This window comes from Pseudomonas sp. FW306-02-D09B (assembly GCF_058782685.1).
On the sequence record NZ_JBYSXY010000005.1, the window covers coordinates 265,749 to 289,739 of the forward strand.

General features: G+C 59.4%; 28 protein-coding genes. 13 read left to right on the forward strand and 15 right to left on the reverse strand.

Going from position 1 to position 23,991, the window contains the following annotated elements; translation table 11 throughout:
- Positions 1-72: 72 nt before the first annotated feature.
- Positions 73-1,050, reverse strand: coding sequence for an NADPH:quinone reductase (locus AC3WK5_RS11435; protein WP_103314875.1), 978 nt, complete (start codon positions 1,048-1,050; stop codon positions 73-75).
- Between the two features lie 178 nt (positions 1,051-1,228).
- Between AC3WK5_RS11435 and hemF the strand changes: the two genes are divergently transcribed.
- Together hemF and aroE are read left to right on the forward strand one after the other, a co-directional pair.
- Positions 1,229-2,143 carry an oxygen-dependent coproporphyrinogen oxidase gene (gene hemF, locus AC3WK5_RS11440; RefSeq protein WP_103314876.1) on the forward strand — a complete coding sequence of 305 codons (915 nt, stop codon included), beginning with the start codon at positions 1,229-1,231 and terminating at the stop codon, positions 2,141-2,143.
- Between the two features lie 13 nt (positions 2,144-2,156).
- The gene (gene aroE / locus AC3WK5_RS11445) at positions 2,157-2,978 is read left to right on the forward strand and encodes a shikimate dehydrogenase (protein WP_103314877.1); all 822 of its coding nucleotides are present in this window, start codon (positions 2,157-2,159) and stop codon (positions 2,976-2,978) included.
- Between the two features lie 166 nt (positions 2,979-3,144).
- Here aroE and AC3WK5_RS11450 read toward each other — a convergent pair whose 3' ends face one another.
- The 3 genes from AC3WK5_RS11450 to betC all read right to left on the reverse strand — a co-directional run bounded on the left by AC3WK5_RS11450 (position 3,145) and on the right by betC (position 7,358).
- The gene (locus AC3WK5_RS11450) at positions 3,145-4,713 is read right to left on the reverse strand and encodes a SulP family inorganic anion transporter (protein ID WP_103314878.1); all 1,569 of its coding nucleotides are present in this window, start codon (positions 4,711-4,713) and stop codon (positions 3,145-3,147) included.
- Positions 4,714-4,907: 194 nt separating this feature from the next.
- Positions 4,908-5,828 carry a choline ABC transporter substrate-binding protein gene (choX, locus tag AC3WK5_RS11455; RefSeq protein ID WP_103314879.1) on the reverse strand — a complete coding sequence of 307 codons (921 nt, stop codon included), beginning with the start codon at positions 5,826-5,828 and terminating at the stop codon, positions 4,908-4,910.
- A 15-nt stretch (positions 5,829-5,843) separates the two neighbouring features.
- On the reverse strand, positions 5,844-7,358 hold the full coding sequence (gene betC / locus AC3WK5_RS11460) for a choline-sulfatase (RefSeq protein ID WP_103314880.1): 1,515 nt from the start codon (positions 7,356-7,358) through the stop codon (positions 5,844-5,846).
- A gap of 114 nt (positions 7,359-7,472) precedes the next feature.
- Here betC and AC3WK5_RS11465 point away from each other — a divergent pair, with 114 nt between their 5' ends.
- Both AC3WK5_RS11465 and AC3WK5_RS11470 read left to right on the forward strand, forming a co-directional pair.
- Positions 7,473-8,423, forward strand: coding sequence for a choline sulfate utilization transcriptional regulator (locus tag AC3WK5_RS11465; RefSeq protein ID WP_103314881.1), 951 nt, complete (start codon positions 7,473-7,475; stop codon positions 8,421-8,423).
- 40 nt (positions 8,424-8,463) lie between these two features.
- On the forward strand, positions 8,464-8,790 hold the full coding sequence (locus AC3WK5_RS11470) for a DOPA 4,5-dioxygenase family protein (protein WP_103314882.1): 327 nt from the start codon (positions 8,464-8,466) through the stop codon (positions 8,788-8,790).
- A gap of 137 nt (positions 8,791-8,927) precedes the next feature.
- Here the strand turns inward: AC3WK5_RS11470 and AC3WK5_RS11475 are convergent, their stop codons facing one another.
- The 3 genes from AC3WK5_RS11475 to trpB all read right to left on the reverse strand — a co-directional run bounded on the left by AC3WK5_RS11475 (position 8,928) and on the right by trpB (position 11,516).
- Positions 8,928-9,359, reverse strand: a complete 432-nt coding sequence (locus tag AC3WK5_RS11475; protein ID WP_103314883.1) for an anti-virulence regulator CigR family protein — start codon at positions 9,357-9,359, stop codon at positions 8,928-8,930.
- A gap of 124 nt (positions 9,360-9,483) precedes the next feature.
- Positions 9,484-10,296: a tryptophan synthase subunit alpha gene (gene trpA / locus AC3WK5_RS11480; RefSeq protein WP_054594906.1), complete on the reverse strand. Its 813-nt coding sequence runs from the start codon at positions 10,294-10,296 to the stop codon at positions 9,484-9,486.
- Entirely contained in the window at positions 10,296-11,516 is a 1,221-nt protein-coding gene (trpB, locus tag AC3WK5_RS11485; RefSeq protein ID WP_054594907.1) for a tryptophan synthase subunit beta, read from the reverse strand. Before trpB ends, trpA begins: the two co-directional genes overlap by 1 nt.
- Before the next feature lie 126 nt (positions 11,517-11,642).
- On the opposite strand from trpB, the gene AC3WK5_RS11490 reads away from it, so the two are divergent.
- Positions 11,643-12,533: a LysR family transcriptional regulator gene (locus AC3WK5_RS11490; protein WP_103314884.1), complete on the forward strand. Its 891-nt coding sequence runs from the start codon at positions 11,643-11,645 to the stop codon at positions 12,531-12,533.
- On the opposite strand, the gene AC3WK5_RS11495 is transcribed toward AC3WK5_RS11490, so the two are convergent.
- Positions 12,530-12,856: an ElaB/YgaM/YqjD family protein gene (locus AC3WK5_RS11495; protein WP_103314885.1), complete on the reverse strand. Its 327-nt coding sequence runs from the start codon at positions 12,854-12,856 to the stop codon at positions 12,530-12,532. The two genes, AC3WK5_RS11490 and AC3WK5_RS11495, sit on opposite strands and share 4 nt — an antisense overlap.
- Positions 12,857-12,998: 142 nt before the next feature.
- Here AC3WK5_RS11495 and AC3WK5_RS11500 point away from each other — a divergent pair, with 142 nt between their 5' ends.
- A complete protein-coding gene (locus AC3WK5_RS11500) occupies positions 12,999-13,214 on the forward strand; it encodes a dodecin (protein ID WP_054594910.1) in 216 nt (71 codons plus the stop codon).
- Between the two features lie 132 nt (positions 13,215-13,346).
- Entirely contained in the window at positions 13,347-13,568 is a 222-nt protein-coding gene (locus AC3WK5_RS11505; protein ID WP_054594911.1) for a DUF1161 domain-containing protein, read from the forward strand.
- 66 nt (positions 13,569-13,634) lie between these two features.
- On the opposite strand, the gene AC3WK5_RS11510 is transcribed toward AC3WK5_RS11505, so the two are convergent.
- Positions 13,635-14,636: an LLM class flavin-dependent oxidoreductase gene (locus AC3WK5_RS11510; RefSeq protein WP_103314886.1), complete on the reverse strand. Its 1,002-nt coding sequence runs from the start codon at positions 14,634-14,636 to the stop codon at positions 13,635-13,637.
- A 241-nt stretch (positions 14,637-14,877) separates the two neighbouring features.
- Between AC3WK5_RS11510 and AC3WK5_RS11515 the strand changes: the two genes are divergently transcribed.
- A complete protein-coding gene (locus AC3WK5_RS11515) occupies positions 14,878-15,309 on the forward strand; it encodes an OsmC family protein (RefSeq protein ID WP_103314887.1) in 432 nt (143 codons plus the stop codon).
- Between the two features lie 127 nt (positions 15,310-15,436).
- Positions 15,437-15,670, forward strand: coding sequence for a DUF1161 domain-containing protein (locus tag AC3WK5_RS11520; protein ID WP_054594914.1), 234 nt, complete (start codon positions 15,437-15,439; stop codon positions 15,668-15,670).
- Positions 15,671-15,676: 6 nt separating this feature from the next.
- Here the strand turns inward: AC3WK5_RS11520 and AC3WK5_RS11525 are convergent, their stop codons facing one another.
- Together AC3WK5_RS11525 and AC3WK5_RS11530 are read right to left on the reverse strand one after the other, a co-directional pair.
- Positions 15,677-16,096, reverse strand: coding sequence for a PA0061/PA0062 family lipoprotein (locus AC3WK5_RS11525; RefSeq protein ID WP_054594915.1), 420 nt, complete (start codon positions 16,094-16,096; stop codon positions 15,677-15,679).
- 40 nt (positions 16,097-16,136) lie between these two features.
- Complete coding sequence (locus tag AC3WK5_RS11530; RefSeq protein WP_103314888.1) at positions 16,137-16,553, reverse strand: PA0061/PA0062 family lipoprotein; 417 nt, start codon at positions 16,551-16,553, stop codon at positions 16,137-16,139.
- Positions 16,554-16,612: 59 nt separating this feature from the next.
- Here AC3WK5_RS11530 and AC3WK5_RS11535 point away from each other — a divergent pair, with 59 nt between their 5' ends.
- Positions 16,613-17,689 (forward strand): aminopeptidase, encoded by a 1,077-nt coding sequence (locus AC3WK5_RS11535; RefSeq protein ID WP_103314889.1) that lies wholly within the window; start codon positions 16,613-16,615, stop codon positions 17,687-17,689.
- Positions 17,690-17,834: 145 nt separating this feature from the next.
- Here AC3WK5_RS11535 and AC3WK5_RS11540 read toward each other — a convergent pair whose 3' ends face one another.
- The 3 genes from AC3WK5_RS11540 to AC3WK5_RS11550 form a co-directional block, all read right to left on the reverse strand.
- Complete coding sequence (locus AC3WK5_RS11540; protein WP_103314890.1) at positions 17,835-18,293, reverse strand: REP-associated tyrosine transposase; 459 nt, start codon at positions 18,291-18,293, stop codon at positions 17,835-17,837.
- Between the two features lie 200 nt (positions 18,294-18,493).
- Positions 18,494-19,144 (reverse strand): HAD family hydrolase, encoded by a 651-nt coding sequence (locus tag AC3WK5_RS11545; protein WP_103314891.1) that lies wholly within the window; start codon positions 19,142-19,144, stop codon positions 18,494-18,496.
- Positions 19,145-19,171: 27 nt separating this feature from the next.
- Positions 19,172-19,717, reverse strand: coding sequence for a gamma carbonic anhydrase family protein (locus tag AC3WK5_RS11550; protein WP_054594919.1), 546 nt, complete (start codon positions 19,715-19,717; stop codon positions 19,172-19,174).
- 62 nt (positions 19,718-19,779) lie between these two features.
- Between AC3WK5_RS11550 and prlC the strand changes: the two genes are divergently transcribed.
- Positions 19,780-21,858 carry an oligopeptidase A gene (gene prlC / locus AC3WK5_RS11555; protein WP_177474737.1) on the forward strand — a complete coding sequence of 693 codons (2,079 nt, stop codon included), beginning with the start codon at positions 19,780-19,782 and terminating at the stop codon, positions 21,856-21,858.
- The gene (locus AC3WK5_RS11560; protein WP_019694456.1) at positions 21,855-22,145 is read left to right on the forward strand and encodes a YheV family putative zinc ribbon protein; all 291 of its coding nucleotides are present in this window, start codon (positions 21,855-21,857) and stop codon (positions 22,143-22,145) included. The genes prlC and AC3WK5_RS11560 overlap by 4 nt, the downstream gene beginning before the upstream one ends.
- 137 nt (positions 22,146-22,282) lie before the next feature.
- Here the strand turns inward: AC3WK5_RS11560 and AC3WK5_RS11565 are convergent, their stop codons facing one another.
- Entirely contained in the window at positions 22,283-22,939 is a 657-nt protein-coding gene (locus tag AC3WK5_RS11565; RefSeq protein WP_103314892.1) for a dual specificity protein phosphatase family protein, read from the reverse strand.
- Between the two features lie 309 nt (positions 22,940-23,248).
- On the opposite strand from AC3WK5_RS11565, the gene AC3WK5_RS11570 reads away from it, so the two are divergent.
- Positions 23,249-23,989, forward strand: a complete 741-nt coding sequence (locus tag AC3WK5_RS11570) for a gluconate 2-dehydrogenase subunit 3 family protein (protein ID WP_054594921.1) — start codon at positions 23,249-23,251, stop codon at positions 23,987-23,989.
- Positions 23,990-23,991 lie beyond the last annotated feature (2 nt).

The window sequence follows — 23,991 nt, forward strand, 5'->3', positions numbered from 1 at the left end:
TTTACTGCATTGGCAGATTTTGGGACAGCTGCGCAGTCCAACGGGGGCAAGCCCCCTCACCACAATTCAGATTTAAGGCAACAACACCGTCGACCCGGTAGTACGCCGCGCCGACAGCTCAATCTGCGCCTTAGCCGCGTCAGCCAGTGGATAACGCTGGTTGATGTCCACTTTCAACTGGCCGCTGATGATCATCCCGAACAGCTCATCGGCCATGGTTTGCAGGTTTTCAGCGTTGTTGGCGTAAGTCCCCAGGGTTGGCCGGGTCACGTACAGCGAGCCCTTCGCCGCGAGAATCCCCAGGTTCACCCCGTCCACCGCACCTGATGCATTGCCGAAACTCACCACCAGTCCGCGTGGCGCTACACAGTCGAGCGAAGTCAGCCAGGTGTCCTTGCCAACGCCGTCGTAGACCACCGGCACCTTTTTGCCGTCAGTCAGTTCCAGCACGCGTTGTACGACGTTTTCCTTGCTGTAGTCGATGGTTGCCCAGGCGCCGAGGGATTTTGCCAGTGCGGCTTTTTCCGGCGAACTGACGGTACCGATCAACTTCACGCCCAAGGCCTTGGCCCATTGGCAGGCCAGCGAACCGACACCACCGGCAGCGGCGTGGAACAGGATGGTCTCGCCACCCTTGAGTTCGTAGGTCTGACGCAACAGGTACTGCACGGTCAGGCCCTTGAGCATGACGCCCGCGGCCTGTTCGAAACTGATGGCATCCGGCAGGTGCACCAGATTGTCTTGCGGCAACACATGCATCTCGCTGTAAGCACCCAATGGGCCACTGCCGTAGGCCACGCGGTCACCGACCTTGAAGCGAGTAACGCCACTGCCCACCGCGTCGACCACGCCCGCGCCTTCCGCGCCCAGGCCCGATGGCAGGGCGGGCGGCGCGTAGAGGCCGCTGCGGTAATAGGTGTCGATAAAATTCAGACCGATAGCCTTGTTGCTGACGCGTACTTGCTGCGGGCCCGGCTCGGCAGGCTGATAATCCACATACTCAAGCACTTCGGGGCCACCATGGGCTCGGAACTGGATACGTTTGGCCATCTGCACTCTCCTTGGTGTGTTTACCGTCGGTCTTTCGGCGAAGGCCCCTATCGGACTCCTAAGCTTGATCTTCGTCAACTGCGACGGTCACGGGTGCAGTGTTATGCTACGCGCCCATTTGCGCCGGCCGCCGTTCTGATCGAGCGCCGCGTAGCTTTGCCCGATTCAAGGTGATGCCATGACTACCCGCACCGAGGCCGTAAAAGCCTACCTGCTCGACCTGCAAGACCGCATTTGTGCTGCGCTGGAAGCCGAAGATGGTGGCACTCGTTTCGTCGAAGACGCCTGGACCCGGCCAGCCGGTGGTGGCGGTCGCACGCGGGTGATTGAAAACGGCGCGGTCATCGAGAAGGGCGGTGTCAACTTTTCCCACGTCTTTGGCAGCGGTCTTCCGCCGTCCGCCAGCGCCCATCGGCCGGAACTGGCCGGGCGCGGCTTCGAAGCCCTTGGTGTGTCGCTGGTGATTCACCCGCACAACCCGCATGTGCCGACGTCCCACGCCAACGTGCGCTTTTTCATCGCTGAGAAAGAAGGTGAGGAAGCGGTCTGGTGGTTCGGCGGCGGCTTCGACCTGACCCCTTACTACGGCAATGAAGAAGACTGCGTGCATTGGCACCGTGTGGCCGCGAAGGCCTGCGAGCCCTTTGGGCCGGACGTCTACAGCCGTTACAAGGCGTGGTGCGACAGCTACTTCCAGATCAAGCATCGCAACGAACCCCGAGGTATCGGCGGTCTGTTCTTCGATGACCTGAACGAGTGGGACTTCGACACCTGTTTCGCCTTCATGCGCGCTATCGGCGATGCTTACATCGATGCGTACTTGCCGATCGTCCAGCGTCGCAAGGTACAAGCCTTCACCGAAAAACAGCGCGAGTTTCAGGAATTCCGCCGTGGGCGCTACGTCGAGTTCAACCTGGTGTACGACCGCGGCACGCTGTTCGGCCTGCAATCGGGCGGTCGTACCGAGTCGATTCTCATGTCGCTGCCGCCGCAAGTGCGCTGGAGTTACGACTGGAAGGCCGAGCCTGGCAGTGAAGAAGCGCGCCTGACCGAGTATTTCCTGCAAGATCGCGATTGGTTGGCAAACGTCTGAACGAGGAATCCTGATGGACCGTTACGTCGTATTCGGTAACCCGATTGGCCACAGTAAATCGCCGTTGATCCATCGCCTGTTTGCCGAGCAGACCGCTCAGCGGCTGGACTACAGCACCTTGCTGGCGCCGCTGGATGACTTTTCCGGTTGTGCCACGGAGTTTTTCCGCGAAGGTCGTGGAGCCAACGTCACGGTGCCGTTCAAGGAAGAGGCCTATCGTCTGGCCAACAGCCTGACGGAACGGGCTCAACGGGCAGGTGCGGTCAACACCTTGAGCAAACTGGCGGATGGCAGCCTGTTGGGCGACAACACCGATGGCGCCGGGCTGGTGCGGGATTTGACGGTCAACGCCGGATTCAGCCTGCGCGGTAAACGCATTCTGCTGCTGGGTGCAGGCGGTGCAGTGCGTGGCGCGCTGGAGCCGTTGCTGGCCGAGCAGCCGGCGTCGGTGATCATCGCCAATCGCACACTGGAAAAAGCCGAGTTGCTGGCTGAACTGTTCGCCGATCTCGGCCCGGTATCCGCCAGCGGTTTCGACTGGTTGCGTGAGCCGGTGGACCTGATTATCAACGCGACGTCGGCCAGCCTGTCAGGCGATGTGCCGCCGATTGCCAGCAGCCTGATCGAACCGGGCAAGACCGTTTGCTACGACATGATGTACGGCAAGGAACCGACTTCATTCTGCCGCTGGGCCAGCGAACACGGCGCCGCGGTGTCGATGGATGGCTTGGGGATGCTCGCCGAACAGGCGGCCGAAGCGTTCTTCCTGTGGCGCGGCGTACGCCCGGACACCGCCCCTGTGCTGGCTGAACTCCGCCGCCAGTTGGCGCTGTAACTGGCGATGCTGGCCTTTGTGGTGAGGGGGCTTGCCCCCGTTGGGCTGCGCAGCGGCCCTGAAATTTGCTAACGCGATGCATCAGTAAGAGCGCGGGCGCTTCGCACCCGAACGGGGGCAAGCCCCCTCGCCACAGGGGGTGGGGCCGACGCGGTATTTGCGTGTTTCAATCCTCAAACCGGATTGGGCATTTCTCCGGTCCTTCCAGTCTCAACAGCTCTTCGACCACATGCCCGCGCGCCCGGCGCAGGATCAGGCTGCGGCCTTGTCTGAGCAGTCGTCGCGCTTCCTGGTGCAGCATCTCTACGCCGGAATAGTCGATGAAATTGATGTACTGCCCTTCGATCACCACCTTCAAGCCTTGAGTGCGTTGCAGACGGACTTGCAGGTAGTGGCTGGCGCCGAAGAAGATCGAGCCACCGACCCGCAGAATCTCTTCGTCGCCTTCGCTCCATTGCTGCACGCGGGGTTGCGAGGTGCGTTTGAGATAGAAAAACAGCGAGACCAACACCCCGGCGTAGATCGCCGTTTGTAGCTCCAGCAGCAAGGTGGCGACGCACGTCAGCGCCATCACCGCGAATTCGGCATGGCTGACCCGGAACAACGCGCGAATGCCGCGATGGTCCACCAATCCCCAGCAAATCAGCAAAATGCTCCCGGCCATGGCCGGAATCGGGATGTGGGCAATCAACGTTGCGCCAGTCAGTGCAAACAACGCCACCCACAGCGCCGAGAACACCCCGGCCAGTGGCGAGCAGGCACCCGCCTCATAACTCAATCCCGAACGGGTAAAGGAACCGGCCGACAGCGAGCCTGCGAAAAAGCTGCCGACGATGTTCGAAAGCCCCTGCGCGCGGACCTCCTGATTCGCATCGAGTAACTGCTGCGAGCGTTGCGACAAGGAGCGGGCAATCGACAGGCTGGTCACCAGCCCGAGCATGCCGACTGCCACCGCACTGGGCAGCAGGCGCAACACCAGGTCCAGATCCAACGGCAACGTGCTGAATGGCGGTAACCGGCCGACGAACGAGCTGACCAACTTCACATGGCCAAACATCGACGGCCACAGCCACACCAACAGGCCGCTGAAAATCAGGCTGATCAACAGGCTCGGCCAGCGTGGCAGCAGCAGTTTCAGCACAATGCCCACTGCCAGCGTGCCAAGACCCAGCACCAGCGATGGTTTATCCAGCGCGCCAATATCGCCGATCAGTGACACCAGGCTGTTCAGCGCCGTGGCCTGATTAGGCAGGTCCAGCCCCAACAGGTTCGGCAACTGCCCAAGGGCGATCACCACCGCCGCACCGAGGGTGAAACCCAGCACCACCGAGTGCGAAACGAAGTTCACCAGCGCGCCAAAGCGCAACATGCCCAGCAGCCACTGGAAAATACCGGCGAGGAAGGTCAGCAGCAGGATCAGCGTGATGTAGTCCTGGGAACCGGGCACGGCCAAGGGACTGACGCTGGCGTAAAGAACGATAGAGATCGCCGCCGTCGGGCCGCAGATCAAATGCCAGGAGGACCCCCAGAGGCAGGCAATCAACACCGGGATGATGGCAGCGTACAAGCCGTATTCGGCAGGTAACCCGGCGATCAGGGCGTAGGCAATGGATTGCGGCAACGCAAGAATCGCCCCGCTGAGGCCAACGACAAGGTCGCGGCCGACGCTGGCGCGGGTTTGCCGAGGCAGCCAACTGAGAAAGGGGAAGAGCTTATGGCGTCTGGAGATTGCCATGGGGCCTCTCGGTCGGAATCATTCAAAGGCGTCAGGATAAAGCATTGTGGCGAGGGAGCTTGCTCCCGCTGGGCTGCATAGCAGCCCCAAAACCGGCAATCGCGCTCTTTCAGATACAACGCAATGAGCGATTTTGCGACCGCTGCGCGGTCGAGCGGGAGCAAGCTCCCTCGCCACAGGGTGGTCAGAGATCCTTACAGTTTGGCCTTTACGGCTGACAACGCGTCCTTCCCATCCACGGTCTTCACGCCATCCAGCCACTTGTCCAGCACCGCCGGATTGGCCTTGATCCACGCCTTCGCCGCGTCGGCGTTGCTGAGCTTCTTGTTGACCACCTCGGCCATGATGCTGTTCTCCATCTCCTGGGTGAAGCTCAGGTTGGTCAGCAGTTTGCCGACGTTCGGGCAGGCCTGTGCATAACCTTTGCGGGTCAAGGTGTGCACACTGCCGGTGTCGCCGAAGTATTTCTCGCCGCCCTTCAGGTAATGCATTTTCAGCTGCACGTTCATCGGGTGCGGGGTCCAGCCGAGGAAGGTCACGAACTTCTGCTTTTTCACCGCGCGGGACACTTCGGCGAGCATTGCCTGTTCGCTGGATTCGATCAGCTTCCATTGGCCGAGGTCGAAATCGTTCTTCTTGATGATCTCTTGCAGCGAGATGTTCGCCGGGGCTCCGGAGCCGATGCCGTAGATCTTCTTGTCGAACTTGTCGGCGTATTTGTTCAAGTCGGCAAAGTTATGCACACCGGCGTCCCACACGTAGTCTGGCACTGCCAGGGTGAACTCGGTGCCGTCGAGGTTCTTCGACAGCTGGGTGACATCGCCATTGGCCACGAATTTGTCGTAGAAGCCCTGCTGCGCCGGCATCCAGTTACCCAGGAACACATCGACCTGGCCGTCCTTGAGCCCGCCAAAGGTGATCGGCACCGCCAAGGTGTCGACCTTGGCCTTGTAGCCCATGCCTTCAAGCAGGAAACCGGTGATGGCGTTGGTTGCGGCAATGTCGCTCCAGCCCGGGTCCGCCATTTTCACCGTGTCGCAACTTTGCTCGGCGTAGGCCGAAACGCTGCTCAAGGCCAGCAGCCCCACCGTCAGTACTGTGGATAACTTTTGCATGTTCTTCCCCTTACGTTATTGGTTTTGGCAGGGTTGTGGATAACGTGCTTTGCGCTCCAGATCATCGAGGTCGATATGGTTGCGCATGTACTGCTGACTGGCATCGATAAACGGCTGGTGATCCCAGCTCTTCAGCTTGCCGAACGTCAGCGCCTGGGCGACGAAACGTCGTCGACGCTGGCTGGCGAGCACCTGTTGGTGGATTTCCGGGATATTCCATTTAGCCCGTGCTTCGGCGAGAAAACCGTCGAACAACTGGCGATGTTGCACGGATTGGCTGAGTTCTTCCTGTTCATGCGGATCGTTGTGCACATCGAAGAGCAGGCACGGATCGTCTTCGCTGTAGATGAACTTGTAGGCACCACGGCGGATCATCATCAGCGGACTGATGGTGCCTTCGGCCATGTATTCACCAAACACTTCGTCGTGTCCGCCCTGCCCTTGCAGGTGCGGCACCAGCGAGCGACCGTCCAGTGGCAAGCCGGGTTCCAACGTGCCGCCGGCCAGTTCCACCAGGGTCGGCAGCAGGTCGGCGGTGGACACCGCGGCGCCGACTCGCCCAGCGGCGAACTGCCCCGGTGCGCTGACCAGCAGCGGCACGCGGGCGGCCATTTCGAACCAGTGCATTTTGTACCAGAGCCCACGCTCACCGAGCATGTCGCCGTGGTCACCGGAGAAGACAATAATGGTGTCGTCGATCAGCCCCGTATCCTCAAGGGTTTGCAGAAGTTTGCCGACGTTGCTGTCGATATAGCTGCACGCACCGAAATAGGCGCGGCGAGCATCGCGAATCTTATCCACAGGCAGCGGCTTGTCCCACAGGTCGTACACTTTGAGCAGGCGCTGGGAATGTGGATCGAGATCGGTTTGCGCCGGGGTTTCCGGCAATGGGATGTCCTTGTCGTCGTACAGGTCCCAAAAGGCCTTGGGAATGGTGTACGGATCGTGTGGGTGAGTCATCGACACGGTCAGGCAGAATGGCTGATCGCCGTCTTCGCGGATGTGATCGAACAGGTACTGCTGGGCCTTGAACACCACCTCTTCGTCGAAATCCAGCTGATTGGTGCGCACGCAAGGCCCGGCCTGCAGCACCGAGGACATGTTGTGATACCAGCTCGGGCGTACGTCCGGCTCATCCCAGTTCACTGCCCAACCGTAGTCGGCCGGATAGATGTCGCTGGTCAGGCGTTCTTCGTAGCCATGCAACTGATCCGGACCACAGAAATGCATCTTGCCGGACAGCGCAGTGCGGTAGCCGAGGCGTCGCAGGTAGTGGGCATAGGTCGGCACGTCTGCCGGAAAATCCGCCGCGTTGTCGTAGGCGCCGATCTTGCTTGGCAACTGGCCGCTGACCAGGGTGAAACGCGAAGGGGCGCACAACGGGCTGTTGCAATACGCGGCGTCGAACACCACGCCTTGCGCGGCCAGGCGGCTCAGGTTGGGCAGCTTGATCGGCGATGAACCGTAGAACGGCAACAAGGGCGCGGCCATTTGATCGGCCATGATGAAAAGAATGTTCTTGCGCTTCATGAGATCGCGGCATTCCATAGTGAGCAGTTATGCGAAAGTGCTGTGATCGAGGATGTAACCCACGCACTTTGTGGTAAAGCCCACGCCCGGCAATGACTAGGATAAGCACAGCTTATGTATGACGCCCTTGGTGATTTGTCCCTGGACCTGTTTCGCGCCTTTGAAGCCGCGGCACGTCATCGCAGCTTTACCGCTGCGGCGGTGGAGCTCGGCACCACGCAGCCCGCCGTCAGCCAGCAGCTCAAACGGCTGGAGGAGCAACTCGGCACGCGGTTGTTCGACCGCATCTACCGAGGCATCGAGCTGACCGAGGCCGGAGCGATTCTGTTCGAACAGGTGCAGGCCGGTTTGCAGAGCATCGACGCCGGACTGAATGCAATCAGCGCCCAGCATCAGCACGAGGTGTTGCAGGTGGCCACCGACTTCGCCTTCGCCGCGTATTGGCTGATGCCGCGTTTGCACCGTTTTCATGAGGCCAATCCACAGGTGGATGTCAGCCTGGTCACCAGCGAGCGCAGCCACAACATGCTGCGCACTGACATCGACGTGGCCGTGCTGTTTGGTGATGGGCGTTTCAAGCAGGGCGAAAGCCATTGGCTGTTCAGTGAAGAGGTGTTCCCGGTGTGCAGCCCGCTGCTGCTCAAAGACCGCGCAATACCTCTGCCCGCCCACGCATTGCAGGAATTACCGCTGCTGCATTTACGCGGTGAAAACAGCAGCCACTGGTTCGACTGGAGCGGCGTGTTCCGTACTTTGGGCATCGCCACCCCACCGGCACCGGGGCAACTGCGTTTCGACAACTACACACTGTTGATTCAAGCAGCGATTGGCGGCCAGGGCGTGGCCATCGGTTGGCGGCACCTTGTGGATAACTTGCTGGCGCAAGGCTTGTTGTGCCGGCCGATTGCCGAGACGGCGATATCGAGCTTCGGCTATTACGTGGTCTTGCCCCAGCGCAAGCGCCGCAGTGCGCTGATTCAGCAGTTCGTCGATTGGCTGATGACCGAACAGGCCAGCAGCGCGGAGTCGCTGACAGGTTTGGCGCTGCCGTCTATTGCGGTGTAGCGTTGCGGGTGAGGAATGAATCCCGAGACACGAGAACGCTATGCAACGGATCAAGGGCTATCACGCCCATGTGTACTTTGACGCGAACACCATCGATCAGGCGCGAGCCCTGTGTGAGCAGGCTGCGCAGCTGTTCCCGCTGAAGATGGGCCGGGTCCACGAACGGCTGGTCGGCCCGCACCCGGACTGGAGCTGCCAATTGGCCTTCGCGCCGGAGCAGCTCGGCGAAGTGCTGCCGTGGCTGGCGCTCAATCGCAAAGGTTTGGTGGTATTTGTGCACCCGGATACGGGTGACGACCTGGCCGATCACACCGACCATGCGATCTGGATGGGTGCGGTTCGGCCACTGGATTTGTCGATTTTTTGAGCAGGCTTGGGAACTTGGTTGCCTGTCAGGGCCTCATCGCGAGCAAGCTATGCTCCTACAAGGTGGTGTTTTTACTGTAGGAGCAAAGCTTGCTCGCGATGGCGGTGGTTCGGACTACACAAAACGCCGATCAAGACTTAGTACAGAACCCCTTCCAGCACCTCATAAACCACCCCGGTGCCTATGGCGATCAGCACGATGTCACCGCCCATGCGTCGCCATTCGTAACCTGGGTAGTACGGCAAGTGTTCGAGGGCTCGGCTGTCCAGGCGTTCGCCGTAGTAGCCGCGCGGCAAGGGTTGGCCTCTGACCCAGCGAACGCCTGGCGGTGGTGGTGCACCGCGGACGAAATACCCGTGGTTGACGCGGATCACTTCGCGCACCGGACCGAAGTCCCGAGGTGGCCCTCTGAATTCAGGGCCATGCTCGCGGTGTTCATCGCCGCGATGCTCATACCTCGGACCGCCGCGATCATGATCGTCGCGTTCATCGGCGCTTACGTGGAGCAAGGGCGTGGCGCTGAGCATCAATACACCCAGGCTGGCAATCAGGCGTTTGGGCATTTTCATTTGAGTCTTCCTCAGAGCATCCACAGCAAAAAAAGGGGCTTAGAACTCGGTTCCAAACCCCTGGGTCTTGCTATTTAGTCTGCGGTGCCGGGCACTTAATTCCTCTGTATCAGGAACTTTACTCTTAGCTGACGCGGGCTTTACGCACACCTTCGGACAACGCCGAGCACAGGCCGAGTACGCCGTCGATGGCCTGCTCAGGTGTGGTTGCATTTGCGATGTGGTCGATCAGTGCCGAACCCACCACCACGCCGTCTGCCAGACGGGCGATCGACGCCGCTTGCTCTGGTGTGCGGATGCCGAACCCGATGCTGATCGGCAGGTCGGTGTGGCGCCGCAAGCGGGCCACGGCTTCTTCGACGTGTTCCAGGGTCGCCGCGCCAGCACCGGTCACCCCGGCCACCGATACGTAGTACACAAAACCGGAACTGCCATTGAGCACCGTCGGCAGACGCACGTCGTCGGTGGTCGGCGTGGTCAGGCGGATGAAGTCGATGCCTGCCGCTTGCGCCGGGTCGCACAGCTCGGCGTTATGTTCTGGCGGCATGTCGACCACGATCAGACCGTCGACACCGGCTTCTTTGGCATCGCTGATGAAGCGCGGTACGCCGTAGTAATGAATCGGGTTGAAGTAACCCATCAGCACCAGCGGCGTGTGGTTGTTGTCTTTGCGGAACTCGCGAACCATTTGCAGGGTTTTCGCCAGGTTCTGCTTAGCGCCCAAGGCGCGGATGTTGGCGAGCTGGATTGCCGGGCCGTCGGCCATCGGATCGGTGAAGGGCATGCCCAGTTCGATCACGTCGGCGCCTGCCGCTGGCAAACCTTTGAGGATCGCCAGCGAGGTGTCATAGCTCGGGTCGCCGGCAGTGACGAAGGTCACCAGGGCGGCGCGGTTCTGTTCTTTGAGTTCGGCGAAGCGGGTTTGCAGGCGGCTCATCAGTGTTTCTCCTGCTGGGACTGATCCATATGGTGCATCACGGTTTGCATGTCTTTGTCGCCACGGCCGGACAGGTTGACCACCATCAGGTGATCTTTCGGCAGGGTCGGTGCACGTTTGAACACTTCGGCCAGGGCGTGGGCGCTTTCCAGTGCAGGAATGATCCCTTCCAGGCGGCAGCATTTGTGGAAGGCGTCCAAGGCTTCGTGGTCAGTCACCGAGGTGTACTGGACGCGACCGATGTCATGCAACCAGGCGTGTTCCGGACCGATACCCGGATAGTCGAGGCCGGCGGAGATCGAGTGAGCGTCGATGATCTGGCCATCGTCGTCCTGCAGCAGGAAGGTCCGGTTGCCGTGCAGCACGCCCGGTACGCCGCCGTTCAAGCTGGCCGCATGTTTGCCGGTTTCGATGCCATGACCCGCCGCTTCAACGCCGATGATTTCGACGCTTTTGTCATCGAGGAACGGGTGGAACAGGCCCATGGCGTTGGAACCACCGCCAATGCACGCCACCAGGCTGTCCGGCAGGCGACCTTCCTTGGCTTGCAGTTGTTCGCGGGTTTCCTTGCCGATCACCGCCTGGAAGTCGCGGACCATTGCCGGATAAGGGTGTGGGCCGGCCACGGTGCCGATCAGGTAGAAGGTGCTGTCGACGTTGGTCACCCAGTCACGCAGGGCTTCGTTCATCGCGTCTTTCAGGGTGCCGGTGCCGGCAACCACGGGGATCACTTCCGCGCCCAGCAGTTTCATGCGGAACACGTTGGCCTGTTGGCGCTCGATGTCGGTGGTGCCCATGTAGATCACGCAATCGAGGCCAAAGCGCGCGGCCACGGTGGCAGTCGCCACGCCGTGCATGCCGGCGCCGGTTTCGGCGATGATGCGTTTTTTGCCCATGCGCCGTGCCAGCAGGATCTGGCCGATGCAGTTGTTGATCTTGTGCGCGCCGGTGTGATTCAGCTCTTCGCGCTTGAGGTAGATCTTCGCGCCGCCGCAGAACTCGGTCAGGCGCTCGGCGAAGTACAGCGGGCTTGGGCGGCCGACGTAGTCGCGCTGGAAGTAGGCCAATTCTTCTTTGAACGCCGGATCATCCTTCGCCGCTTCGTATTCGCGGGCCAGGTCGAGGATCAACGGCATCAGGGTCTCGGCAACGTAGCGGCCGCCGAACGCGCCAAACAGGCCGTTGGCATCAGGGCCGTTGCGCAGATTAGTCTGGGTCATGGGGCGCTCCAGTTGAATTTCAAAAAGTTAATTCGTAGCAGGGCAATGGCGTTCACTCTACCCCTGACGTCTTGAGCTGAAAACCGATAAGATCGCCGTAACCTGTCAGAAAAACTCACAGATATCATGAGCCACGACCTCCCCCCGCTGAACGCCCTGCGCGCCTTCGAAGCCACTGCCCGCCTGAACAGCGTCAGTCAGGCTGCGGAGCAACTGCACGTGACTCACGGTGCGGTCAGTCGACAGCTGAAAGTGCTGGAGGAGCATCTGGGGGTGAGCCTGTTCGTCAAGGATGGGCGCGGCCTGAAACTCACAGATGCCGGTGTGCGCTTACGCGATGCCAGCAGCGAGGCCTTCGAGCGATTGCGCGCCGTTTGCGGTGAACTGACGCAAGGTCACGCCGACGCGCCGTTCGTGCTTGGCTGCTCTGGCAGTTTGCTGGCGCGCTGGTTCATTCCACGTCTGGGCCGGTTGAATGCCGACCTGCCGGACTTGCGTTTGCACCTGTCGGCGGGTGAAGGCGATCTTGACCCACGGCGGCCGGGGCTCGATGCCTTGCTGGTGTTTGCCGAGCCGCCGTGGCCTGCAGACATGCAGGTTTATGAATTGGCCAGCGAGCGCATCGGCCCGGTGCTCAGCCCTCGCTTTGCCGGTTACGACAGCTTGCGCCAGGCGCCGGCGGCTGCGCTGCTCAACCAATCCTTGTTGCACACCACTTCACGCCCGCAAGCCTGGCCCAGTTGGGCGCAGCGCAACGACCTCGACGCCAAGGCGCTGAAGTTCGGGCAGGGTTTCGAGCATTTGTATTATTTGCTGGAAGCGGCGGTGGCCGGGCTGGGCGTGGCGATTGCCCCTGAGCCGCTGGTGGCCGAGGACTTGAAGGCCGGTCGCCTGGTTGCGCCGTGGGGTTTCAGTGAAACCCCGGCGCAACTGGCGTTGTGGCTACCCAAGCGCGCCGCAGACGGGCGCGCTCGGCAGTTGGCGCAGTGGCTGAAAAACGAGCTGCGCCAGCCTTAATGGCCGCGTTTGTACAGCAGATACGCCGCCACCAAACCCAAGGCACCGACCGCGACGCTAGCGGTAGTCCATGGATGTTCCTGGGCGTAATCGCGGGTGGCGATCCCGGTTTCGCGGGTTTTGACTTTGACTTCTTCGTACGCATCGCTGAGCAGGTGGCGCGAGTGTTTCAGTGCGTTCTCGGCGTTGTTTTTGAGGGCCTTGAGAGTTTTCAGCGACTCGTCCGAGGTATCACTCTTCAAGCTTTCCAGCGACTTGAGCAGACTCTCGATCTCGGCTTCCATGCTTTGCAATGACGCTTTACGCAACGAGGTGATGGCCATGGTGACTCTCCTTCTTTGGTTGAGTGCGTATGTTGGTTGGGACTCCAACGGTTCGGGAAAGTGCATTCATTTTGAACCTTCAACGACAGAAGAAATACCGACAATCGCTGCTAGGCTCTAATCACAATTCCAGGAGAACGCCATGACTGACCATCACACTTACAAGAAAGTCGAACTGGTTGGCTCGTCCCCTACCAGCATTGAAGATGCCATCAACAATGCATTGGCCGAGGCCAGCAAAAGCATCAAGCTCATGGAGTGGTTCGAGGTTACCGAAACCCGCGGGCACATCAAGGACGGCAAGGCGGCACACTTTCAGGTCACGCTCAAAGTCGGGTTCCGGATTGCCAATAGCTGAGGTTGAGCTAGGCTTCTGAACTTGTGCGCTGGCCGATTGCCATAGGGAATGGCAAAGCGCTACTTCGTCTTGGGCGTCAGGCGCCCGAGTGTTAACGCTTACCCCTTTTGATCCGACCAGGGAATGTGACCGATGAAGAAATTTATATTGGCGGTGGGTTTGTTGAGTATTGCGGGAACAACCTTTGCGGCGGGCAAACCGTGCGAAGAGCTGAAAAGCGAAATTGCGGCAAAAATCGATGCCAAGGGCTCCAAAAACTATTCGCTGGAAATCGTCGATAAAGGCGCGGCCGCGGGTGGCAAGGTGGTCGGAAAATGCGAGGCAGGCAAGAAGGTCATCGTCTACAAGAAGTAGGTGAGTCAGCTGTTTATGTAAAGCCGACGCCATGGCGTCGGCTTTTTTGCAGGTGTTGTCAGAGACTTAGCCCTTCATCACTTGCGCCAGCAGTTCGTAGGAATGCAGGCGATCAGCGTGTTCGTACAGGTCACAGGTGAAGATCAACTCGTCGGCTTGAGTCTGCTCGATCAGCACTTCAAGTTTGCCGCGAATTTTCGCCGGGCTGCCGACCATGGCCAGGCCCAGGAAATCACCGACGGCTTCTCTCTCATGGGGCAACCACAGGCCGTCCATGGTTTTCACCGGTGGCCGTTGAACCAGGCTTTGGCCGCGCATCAGCGCCAGGATTCGTTGGTAGACCGAGGTTGCCAGGTAATCGGCTTGTTCGTCGGTGTCGGCGGCTACCAGCGGCACGCCCAGCATCACGTAGGGTTTATCCAGTACGGCTGAAGGCTTGAAGTGATTGCGGTAAACCCGAATCGCTTCATGCATATAACGCGGTGCGAAATGCGAGGCAAAGGCGTAAGGCAAACCGCGCTCGCCAGCCAGTTGCGCGCTGAACAGGCTGGAGCCCAGCAGCCAGACCGGCACATGGGTGCCGGTGCCGGGCATCGCGATAATGCGCTGGTCCGGCGTGCGTGGGCCCAGGTAGCGCAGCAGTTCGGCCACGTCTTCGGGGAAATCGTCGGCGCTGCCGGAGCGTTCACGGCGCAAGGCGCGGGCGGTCATCTGATCGGAGCCCGGTGCGCGACCCAGACCGAGGTCGATTCGCCCCGGATAGAGGCTTTCAAGGGTGCCGAATTGTTCGGCGATCACCAGTGGCGCATGGTTGGGCAGCATCACGCCACCAGAGCCGACACGAATGCTCGACGTCCCGCCAGCCAGATAGCCAAGCAGTACGGAAGTCGCGGAGCTGGCGATGCCATCCATGTTGTGGTGTTCGGCGACCCAGAAGCGGTTATAGCCCCACTTCTCCACATGTTGCGCCAGGTCCAGCGAGTTGCGCAGCGATTGCGCAGGGCTGCCGTTCTCGCGAACGGGCACCAGGTCCAGCGTCGAGAACTTGATATCGGACAGTTGTTTCATAAGCCGGCTTCTCCAATGAGGGTACGCAGGCTTTTCTCACCAACGAAAACCTGCCGAATGCATGAGCGTGTTCTATGCAATGTGGGCATATACCCGAGTTTCAATAGCAGACGTGAAATTGCCGACCAGATAAGCGGTTCGATCCGACACGATGAACTTTGCCCAGCCTTCTATCCTCAGAACCCAGGCAACCGAAAACCATGAAGGCGCGATCCTCGCGCCGGATATTGAGGAGGCAGAGATGAGTATCAAAAAGAAAGCATCGGCACATTGGGTCGGTGATTTGAAGACCGGCCTTGGTTCTATCTCGACCGAAACCGGGGTCCTGAAAGATGCACCTTATGGCTTCAAGGCGCGTTTCGAAGGCGGCCCGGGCACCAACCCGGAAGAGCTGATCGGCGCTGCTCATGCGGGGTGTTTCTCCATGGCATTTTCGATGATTCTCGGCGAGGCTGGCCTCAAGGCCGACACGATCGACACCCAGGCCGAGGTGACGCTGGATCAGGTCGACGGTGGTTTTGCGATCACCGCCGTGCACCTGACGCTCAAAGCGAAAATCCCTGGCGCGAGCCAGCAGCAATTCGAGGAGTTGAGCAAGAAGGCTAAAGTAGGCTGCCCGGTTTCCAAGGTGTTGAACGCTAATATCACGCTTGATGCGACACTCGTGGGCTGATCGCTCCCTGGTAGCAGCTGGCACGCCAGCTGCTACAAATCAGAACTCGTGAACTGAAACTGTGGTCGAATAAGTGACAGCAGCTTCAGCGCATGACTGTGCGCGCTGCCTCAAGGGAGCTTCAACCATGAAACGTTTTGCCTTGGCGGTTATCTGCAGTGTGCTGGCCACATCGGCCCTGGCGGCAACCAAATCCTGCGAAGAACTCAAGGCCGAGATCGAATCGAAGATCCAGGCCAATAACGTATCGTCCTACACCCTGGAGATCGTCACCAATGACGAAGTGCACGACCAGAACATGGTGGTCGGCACGTGTGAAGGCGGAACGAAGAAAATCATCTATCAGAAGAACGACAGATAATCCGTCTTACGGGATGCAAAAAGTCTGACTCTCTTCGGCGACGAGCTCGCGCTTGGCGTTATACAGCCGGGCGCTGGGCGTGGTGGTCAGCGAGCGAGCTTCGAGCAGGTAACGTTGTCCGGCTTCGAAATGATCGTAGCGCACGGTCAAATAGCACAGTCGGTTTGGCGAGTCGAATTGCATGCCAAAACCTCCGTAAAACTGCTCGAAGTCGAAGCGAACCTTCAATTCATGGCTGCCGGGTGTGACCTGGAAGAATCGCCCGTCTTTCAGGCGCTTATTGTCCAGGCTCTCGGCCATGAGGACTTTGCCCCCGGGCGTCGGCATGGCGAAGTCGACCCAGGCCATGTTCGGGTTCGCGGTGGGTAGCGGGCTCACACAGGCAGTCAGAGAGCTGATAGCGAAAAACAGCAGATACCTGCGCATGATTAATTTCCGAGCGGTCAGGTAATAAGCATAGCGCTGATCAGGTGCGTTGGCAGCCCGCCAGATGCGCTTGGCCAACGACTTTGCGCTGCTGATCATAGAGTTTGGCCCACGGCCGGAAGCCGATATTCCCCGCTTGCAGTTGATATCGCTGGCCGGCACTGAAGTCGTTGAACTTCACACTTAACCGGCAATCGCGCCACAGCGGCTCGGCGTCGGGGCCGATATTCGTTGGTTCTACCGCGAACTGATAACGCACCTTCAACTCATGGCTGCCCGGTGGAACCTGGAAATAGCGCTTATCGGTGGTAGCCTTGGCGTCCACTTCCAGCGCTTGCAACACAGTGTCATGTTGATGGGGCCCGAGGTCGATCCAGGCTTGCGCCGGGTCGGGTTGGGGCAGTCCAACACAGCCAGCCAGCATCAGCAGGTTTGCAGTCAGCAATAACGCGCGCATAGCGAAGCTCCAGTCAGGCGAGATAGTCTTGCGAGCAGACTCCCCAAGGATGATTTGATGTGATCAGGCTGCTTTCAAGCCATCGGTTACTTGATCGCGTTTTGCGCGTTTTGTTTCCGGCCGCGTTGCTTTTGTTGCTGAACGGTTGCTCGAGCGTCAATTACTACAGTCAGTTGGCCAGCGGTCAGTGGCAATTGCTGCGGGCGCGTGAGCCGGTGAGCGAGGTGGTTGCCGACCCTGCGCGTGACGCGAAACTGCGCGCGCGCCTGGCTCAGTCGCAAAAGGCCCGCGAGTTCGCCAGCCAGCGGTTGCACTTGCCAGACAACAAAAGTTATCGCCTCTACGCCGACATTGGCCGACCGTATGTGGTGTGGAATGTGTTCGCCACGCCGGAGTTTTCCCTCAAGCCGCAGAATCATTGCTTTCCGATCGCCGGGTGCGTGGCCTATCGCGGGTACTACAGCCAGAGCGCCGCGCGAGGCAACGCTGCGCTGTTGCGCCTGCAGGGCATGGACGTGTCGATCAGCGGTGTTGAAGCCTATTCGACCTTGGGCTGGTTCAACGACCCGATCATCAGTTCAATGATGAACTGGGGTGACGAGCGTCTGGCGACGCTGATTTTTCACGAACTGGCGCATCAGCGGTTTTATGTGAAGGACGACACGGAGTTCAACGAGTCTTTCGCCACCTTCGTCGAACAGGAAGGCACCCGCCAATGGCGTGCAGCTCGCGGTTTACCACCGGCCGGCAAAGCTCAAGAGCAGCAACGTGATCAATTTACCCAGCTGATTCTGGACACCCGTACGCGACTCGAAAAACTCTATGCATTGCCCCTTGCGACCGAACAGATGCGCCAGCGTAAAGCCGCCGAGTTCGACCGCTTGCGCAGCGATTATCGAACCCTGCGCGACAGCCAATGGGCCGGCGACAAGCGCTTTGATGCCTGGATCAATGCCCCGATGAACAACGCCCGGCTGCTGCCATTCGGACTCTATGATCAATGGGTGCCGGCGTTTTCCGAGGTGTTCAAACAGTCGGGTGGAGATTGGCTGAAGTTTTATGCAGTGGTGGAGAAATTGGGGGCGTTACCCGTGGAACAACGCAAGGCTGCGTTGAAGGCGTTGGCAGCCCTTTAAGATTTGCGCTGGATAAACTGACGTCATCGCGGGCAAGCCTTGCTCCTACGGGGGAGCGGCGTATTCACGATGGTGTGAACGGCACACCACCTGTAGGAGCAAGGCTTGCCCGCGATGGGGCCGGTGAACGTTCGCCATGTTCAGCTCATAACCACACCGCATCCCACAAAGGATAGTCCCCAATTTTCTTGACCAATCCTGCTCTCAAGGGAGTGGCAACGATGTATCGGGCCACGGCCTGCAAGTCTTCCTCCTTGCGTATCGCCCGGTCATGGTAACCCGACTGCCAGAGTGGACCTTGGCGCTTCATAGAGCGATTCAGCGTCACTGTGATTCGTGATTTGGTACGTGCCATTAAGGCTGATAGCTGGGTGTTCTGCAGCTCCATCAGCCAGTGAAAATGATCAGGCATGACAACCCAGGCCAATGTGTCAGCGAATTGCTCTTGTTGAGCTTTCTTGAATGCATCTACCACGAGTCGTCCATTCTTGAAGTGGACAAACACCTTCTGACGATCCCGGACAACCACCGTGAGCAAGTAAATTTGTCCTGACTCTGAATGGCGCCCGGTACGCAGGCGATGTGTATGATGCGGCGCAGGCATTGATGAATCTCCTTGATCGTGGCCTCAACATCTGAGACTAGGACGATAAAAGAGAGTCGAGTTGGCAACTGTTGCTCAGGATGTGTCTGTCAGGCCGCCATCGCGGGCAAGCCTTGCTCCTACGATTATTTGTGTCGCCCATATTTTTTGCTCTCGCCATGCCCCTGTAGGAGCAAGGCTTGCCCGCGATGGCGATTCCACTAACCCCGCAAAAACGTCTGATGCAACTCGGCCAATGTCTCGAAGTGATACGCCGGCTGTTCGGCGCTCAATTCTTCGTGGCTGCCGAATCCATAGCCCACCGCCGCTGCGTCCAGACCGTTGCGTTTGGCGCCGATCAGGTCGTGTTTGCGGTCGCCGATCATTAGTGTGCTGGCCGGGTCCAGGCCTTCTTCGGCCATCAAATGGGCAATCAGCTCGACCTTATCGGTTCGGGTGCCATCCAGTTCGCTGCCGTAGATCACTTTGAAGTGCCGATCGAAACCGAAGTGCCGGGCGATTTCCCGGGCGAAAACCCAGGGCTTCGACGTCGCGATATACAGCTGCCGCCCTTGCCCATCAAGGGTTTCCAACAATGGCATGACACCGTCGAACACGCGGTTTTCGTACAGGCCGGTAACCTTGAAGCGCTCGCGGTAGAAATTCACCGCCTCCCAGGCCTTCGGCTCATCAAAGTCGTAGAACTGCATGAAGGCTTGCAGCAATGGCGGGCCGATGAAGTGTTCGAGCTTGGTCAGGTCGGGCTCGTCGATCCCCAGTTTGCTCAAGGCGAACTGGATCGAGCGAGTGATGCCCTCACGCGGGTCGGTCAGGGTGCCATCGAGGTCGAATAAAACGGTTTGGTAATGCATGAATATTCCTGAGTGAGTCTGCCGGTGTCAGAGCTGGTCGTAGCCTTCGGCCAGATGCAGGTCTTTGAGCTTCACGTAATTCGCCGCGCTGTAGGTGAAAAACGCCCGTTCCTTGTCAGTCAGTGGACGGATCTGTTTCACCGGGCTGCCGACATAGAGGAAACCGCTTTCCAGGCGTTTGCCCGGCGGCACCAGGCTGCCAGCGCCGATGATCACCTCGTCTTCGACCACCGCGCCGTCCATGACGATGCTGCCCATGCCGATCAGGATCCGGTTGCCGACGGAGCAGCCGTGCAGCATGACTTTGTGGGCGATGGTCACGTCGTCGCCGATCAACAGCGGGAAACCGTCAGGGTTGAAGGGCCCGGCGTGGGTGATGTGCAGCACACAGCCATCCTGCACGCTGGTGCGCTGGCCAATGCGGATGCGGTGCATGTCGCCGCGGATCACGGTCAGCGGCCAGACAGAGCTGTCTTCGCCTATTTCGACGTCGCCGATCACCACCGCCGAGCTGTCGACAAAGGCGCATTTGCCGAGCACGGGGGTGTGGTTCTGGTACTTGCGAAGGGACACGATAGGCTCTCTCTCTGTTGTTGATAGCTGCGGTTGGCGTCGATTGTAATTAAGATGGCCGCATGTTTCTTCCAGCCAAGGTGCCAACCGTGAGCGTGAACAATCCTCTTTTGCAGCCCTACGACCTGCCGCCGTTCTCGGCGATCCGCGCCGAGCACGTACAACCGGCCATCGAACAGATCCTTGCGGACAACCGCGCCGCCATCGCCGAGATCCTCAAAACCCAGGGCAAACAGCCTACCTGGGCGGGCCTGGTGCTGGCGATGGACGAACTGAACGATCGCCTGGGCGCAGCCTGGAGCCCGGTCAGTCACCTGAACGCGGTGTGCAACAGTGCCGAACTGCGTGAGGCTTACGAGTCCTGCCTGCCGGCGCTGAGTGCCTACGCCACTGAAATGGGCCAGAACCGCGAGCTGTTCCAGGCCTATGAAGCGCTGGTCAATAGCCCGGAAGCAGCCGGTTTCGATATCGCGCAAAAAACCATTCTGGAACACGCGCTGCGTGATTTCCGTCTGTCGGGTATCGATTTGCCGGCGGCTGAGCAAAAACGTTACGCCGAGGTGCAGAGCAAGCTGTCCGAGCTGGGCAGCCATTTCTCCAACCAATTGCTCGATGCCACCCAGGCCTGGACCAAACACATCACCGATGAGGCCGCCCTCGCCGGCCTGACCGATTCGGCCAAGGCGCAAATGGCCGCCGCCGCCCAAGCCAAAGATCTGCAAGGCTGGCTGATCAACCTGGAATTCCCGAGCTACTACGCGGTGATGACCTACGCCCAAGACCGCGCGCTACGCGAAGAAGTCTACGCCGCCTACTGCACCCGTGCGTCGGACCAAGGCCCGAACGCCGGTCAGAACGATAACAGCCCAGTGATGGAAGAGATCCTCGACCTGCGTCAGGAGCTGGCCAAGCTGCTGGGTTTCGCCAGTTTCTCGGAGCTGAGCCTGGCAACCAAAATGGCCGAGTCCAGCGATCAGGTGCTGAGCTTCCTGCGCGATCTGGCCAAGCGCAGCAAACCGTTCGCCGCGCAGGATCTCGAGCAACTCAAAGCCTACGCTGCCGAACAGGGTTGCCCTGATCTGCAAAGCTGGGACAGCGGTTTCTACGGCGAAAAACTCCGTGAACAGCGTTACAGCGTTGCCCAGGAAACCCTGCGTGCGTACTTCCCGATCGATAAAGTCCTGAGCGGTCTGTTCGCTATCGTTCAGCGTCTGTATGGCATCGAAATCGCCGAGCTGAAAGGTTTCGACACCTGGCATCCGGACGTTCGCCTGTTCGAAATCAAGGAGAACGGCGAGCACGTCGGGCGCTTCTTCTTCGACCTGTATGCCCGTGCCAACAAGCGCGGCGGTGCCTGGATGGACGGCGCCCGCGACCGTCGCCGCACCGCTGAAGGTGTACTGCAAAGCCCGGTGGCTAATCTGGTGTGCAACTTCACCCCGGCCGACAGTGGCAAGCCTGCCCTGCTGACCCACGATGAAGTCACCACGCTGTTCCACGAATTTGGCCACGGCCTGCATCACCTGCTGACCCGCGTTGAATATTCCGGCGTGTCCGGGATCAACGGCGTGGCGTGGGACGCGGTCGAGCTGCCAAGTCAGTTCATGGAAAACTGGTGCTGGGAGCCCGAAGGCCTGGCGTTGATCTCCGGTCATTACGAAACCGGCGAGCCACTGCCGCAGGACCTGCTGCAAAAAATGCTCGCTGCGAAGAACTTCCAGTCCGGACTGATGATGGTTCGCCAGCTGGAATTCTCGCTGTTCGACTTCGAATTGCACGCCACCCATGGCGACGGCCGTAGCGTGCTGCAAGTGCTTGAAGGCGTGCGCGACGAGGTTTCGGTCATGCGTCCACCGGCCTACAACCGTTTCCCTAACAGCTTCGCGCACATCTTCGCTGGCGGTTACGCGGCGGGTTACTACAGCTACAAGTGGGCTGAAGTGCTGTCAGCCGATGCCTTCTCGAAGTTCGAGGAAGACGGCGTTCTCAATGCGGCCACCGGTCGTGCGTTCCGCGAGGCGATCCTGGCGCGCGGCGGTTCTCAGGAGCCGATGGTGCTGTTCGTCGACTTCCGCGGACGTGCACCGTCGATTGACGCACTCTTGCGCCATAGCGGCCTCGACGAGGACGCGGCAGCATGAGTGACGCGCCAGTGAGCAAAACCAAGAAACGCTTCATCGCCGGGGCAGTCTGTCCGGCGTGCAGCGAGCCGGACAAGTTGATGATGTGGAGCGAAGACGAGGTGCCGCACCGCGAATGCGTGGCCTGCGGTTATTCCGACACGCTGAACGAGCAAGGTCTGTCAGTACCCAAGGAATTGGGTACGCGGGTCAATACCACCGCGTTGAAAGTCCCGGATGCCAAGGTCCAGGCTGTGCAGTTCTTCCCCAATCCAAAGCTGAAGAAAAAGCCCGACGATCACTCCTGATCTCCCGGCGCTTGGTAATCCGCCTTTGAGTCTGAGCGCTCAAGGGCGGTATTTATCGACTGACGCCACACTCCTCGATTGTATGTTCACGACCCCGCCTTGCCTGTTTGGGGCAGGGGCTGGTTGTGGCGCGCCCCTCAGATCTTCGGTTTTTCGCTATTGACCGTTTTCAACCAGCTTTTCATCGAGCAGGTCGCAAACACACTGGTACTGCAATCGCCGTTGGCCAGTGCGGTACGCAGTTTTTCGATATCTGCCTTCATCATGTAGCGAATTCCGTTCTTGAAGTGGGTATTGTCGTCGAAACCGCCCTGGGTCATTTCGTCGAGGGCGTCTTCCTTGCTCCAGCCTTGTACCACCACGCGGTACATCGCAGCCATCAGGCCAGTGCGATCCGATCCGCGTTTGCAATGGATCAACACCGGGCCTTTGCTTTGACCGGTTTGTATGGCCCGCAATGCACTGAGCACCTCGCTGTCATCGACATGGCTGGTCTTGTACGGCAATTGCACCAGGTTGATGCCGGGTGTCGATAGCCAGCTTGCGTCGGACTCGGGCAGAAAATTGATCACCGTCGTGATCTGGAGTTTTTCCAGCAGCGGCAGCGCTCCGTGATCGGGAAGTGTGCTGCGGTAGAGAGTCGGTGACATCTGGTAAAGGCCGTACTGCGCTTCGACCGGCTGGGCCCATTCGCCGGGACGGATGGATTGGGTTTGCTCGGCTTGAACCTGATCGAACGCAAATAACGCCATGAGCGACAGGCACAGTGCGAGCAAGAGGTGGTTTTTCGACATGAGTCAGGGAGCCGTGGATGAAGGAATGGGTGACTAAATCCCAGCCTGAACCCTGAGCAGTCAAAGCTCTGTGAGGGGCTTGTCAAAGAATCGTTAAGCCTGAGGGGCCCTCGATACTTCAGAAATAATCTGTGGATTTTAAACTGAAACGATTCACTCATATGCTTAGCCTGCTACCATTTGTAACTAAAGTTTGCAGATATGTTCTTTTCCTTCGGGCCTTATCGGCCTGCATCGCTGCCAAAACGACAAGCTGCTCCATGAAGCAGCTGATCTATCCGTGAATGCCTGATGAGGTGCACCCCCCCCATGTCTGATCAAGATCGAGACAACCCGCGGCGTGAGTTTTTACGCAAATCCCTGACCTTGATCCCGGTGGTCACCGTTGCCAGTACCGGTTTGGGCAGTTCGGTCTTGATGGCCGCTCCTGAAGCCGCACCGGCCGGTCCTGGCAAAACGCCGGTCAGCAGCAGTGTTTATGAGCCGAGCTACTTCACCGCCGAAGAGTGGGCATTCATCCAGGCAGCGGTTGCCCGCTTGATTCCTGCCGATGAACAGGGACCGGGTGCACTCGAAGCGGGTGTGCCGGAGTACATCGACCGGCAAATGAATACCCCGTACGCGGCGGGTGCTCTCTGGTACATGCAAGGCCCGTTCAATGCGGACGCTGCGCCGGAAATGGGCTGGCAGAGCAAACTGGTTCCCAAGGACATCTACCGTTTGGGTATCGCCGCGACGGACGCCTGGTCGAAGGCGTTCAACGGCAAAGTTTTTGCTGCGCAAGACAGCGCTACCCGAGACGATTTGCTCAAGCAATTGGAGGCCGGTACGCCAACATTCGACAGCGTCCCGCCGAAGATTTTTTTCAGCCTTTTGCTGCAAAACACCAAGGAAGGGTTCTTCTGCGACCCGATCCACGGCGGCAACAAAGGCATGGTCGGCTGGACCATGATCGGCTTTCCCGGCGCGCGCGCCGATTTCATGGATTGGGTTGAACGCAACGAGCAATACCCCTTCCCGGCAGTTTCTATTCGCGGCGAGAGGGCGTGAGC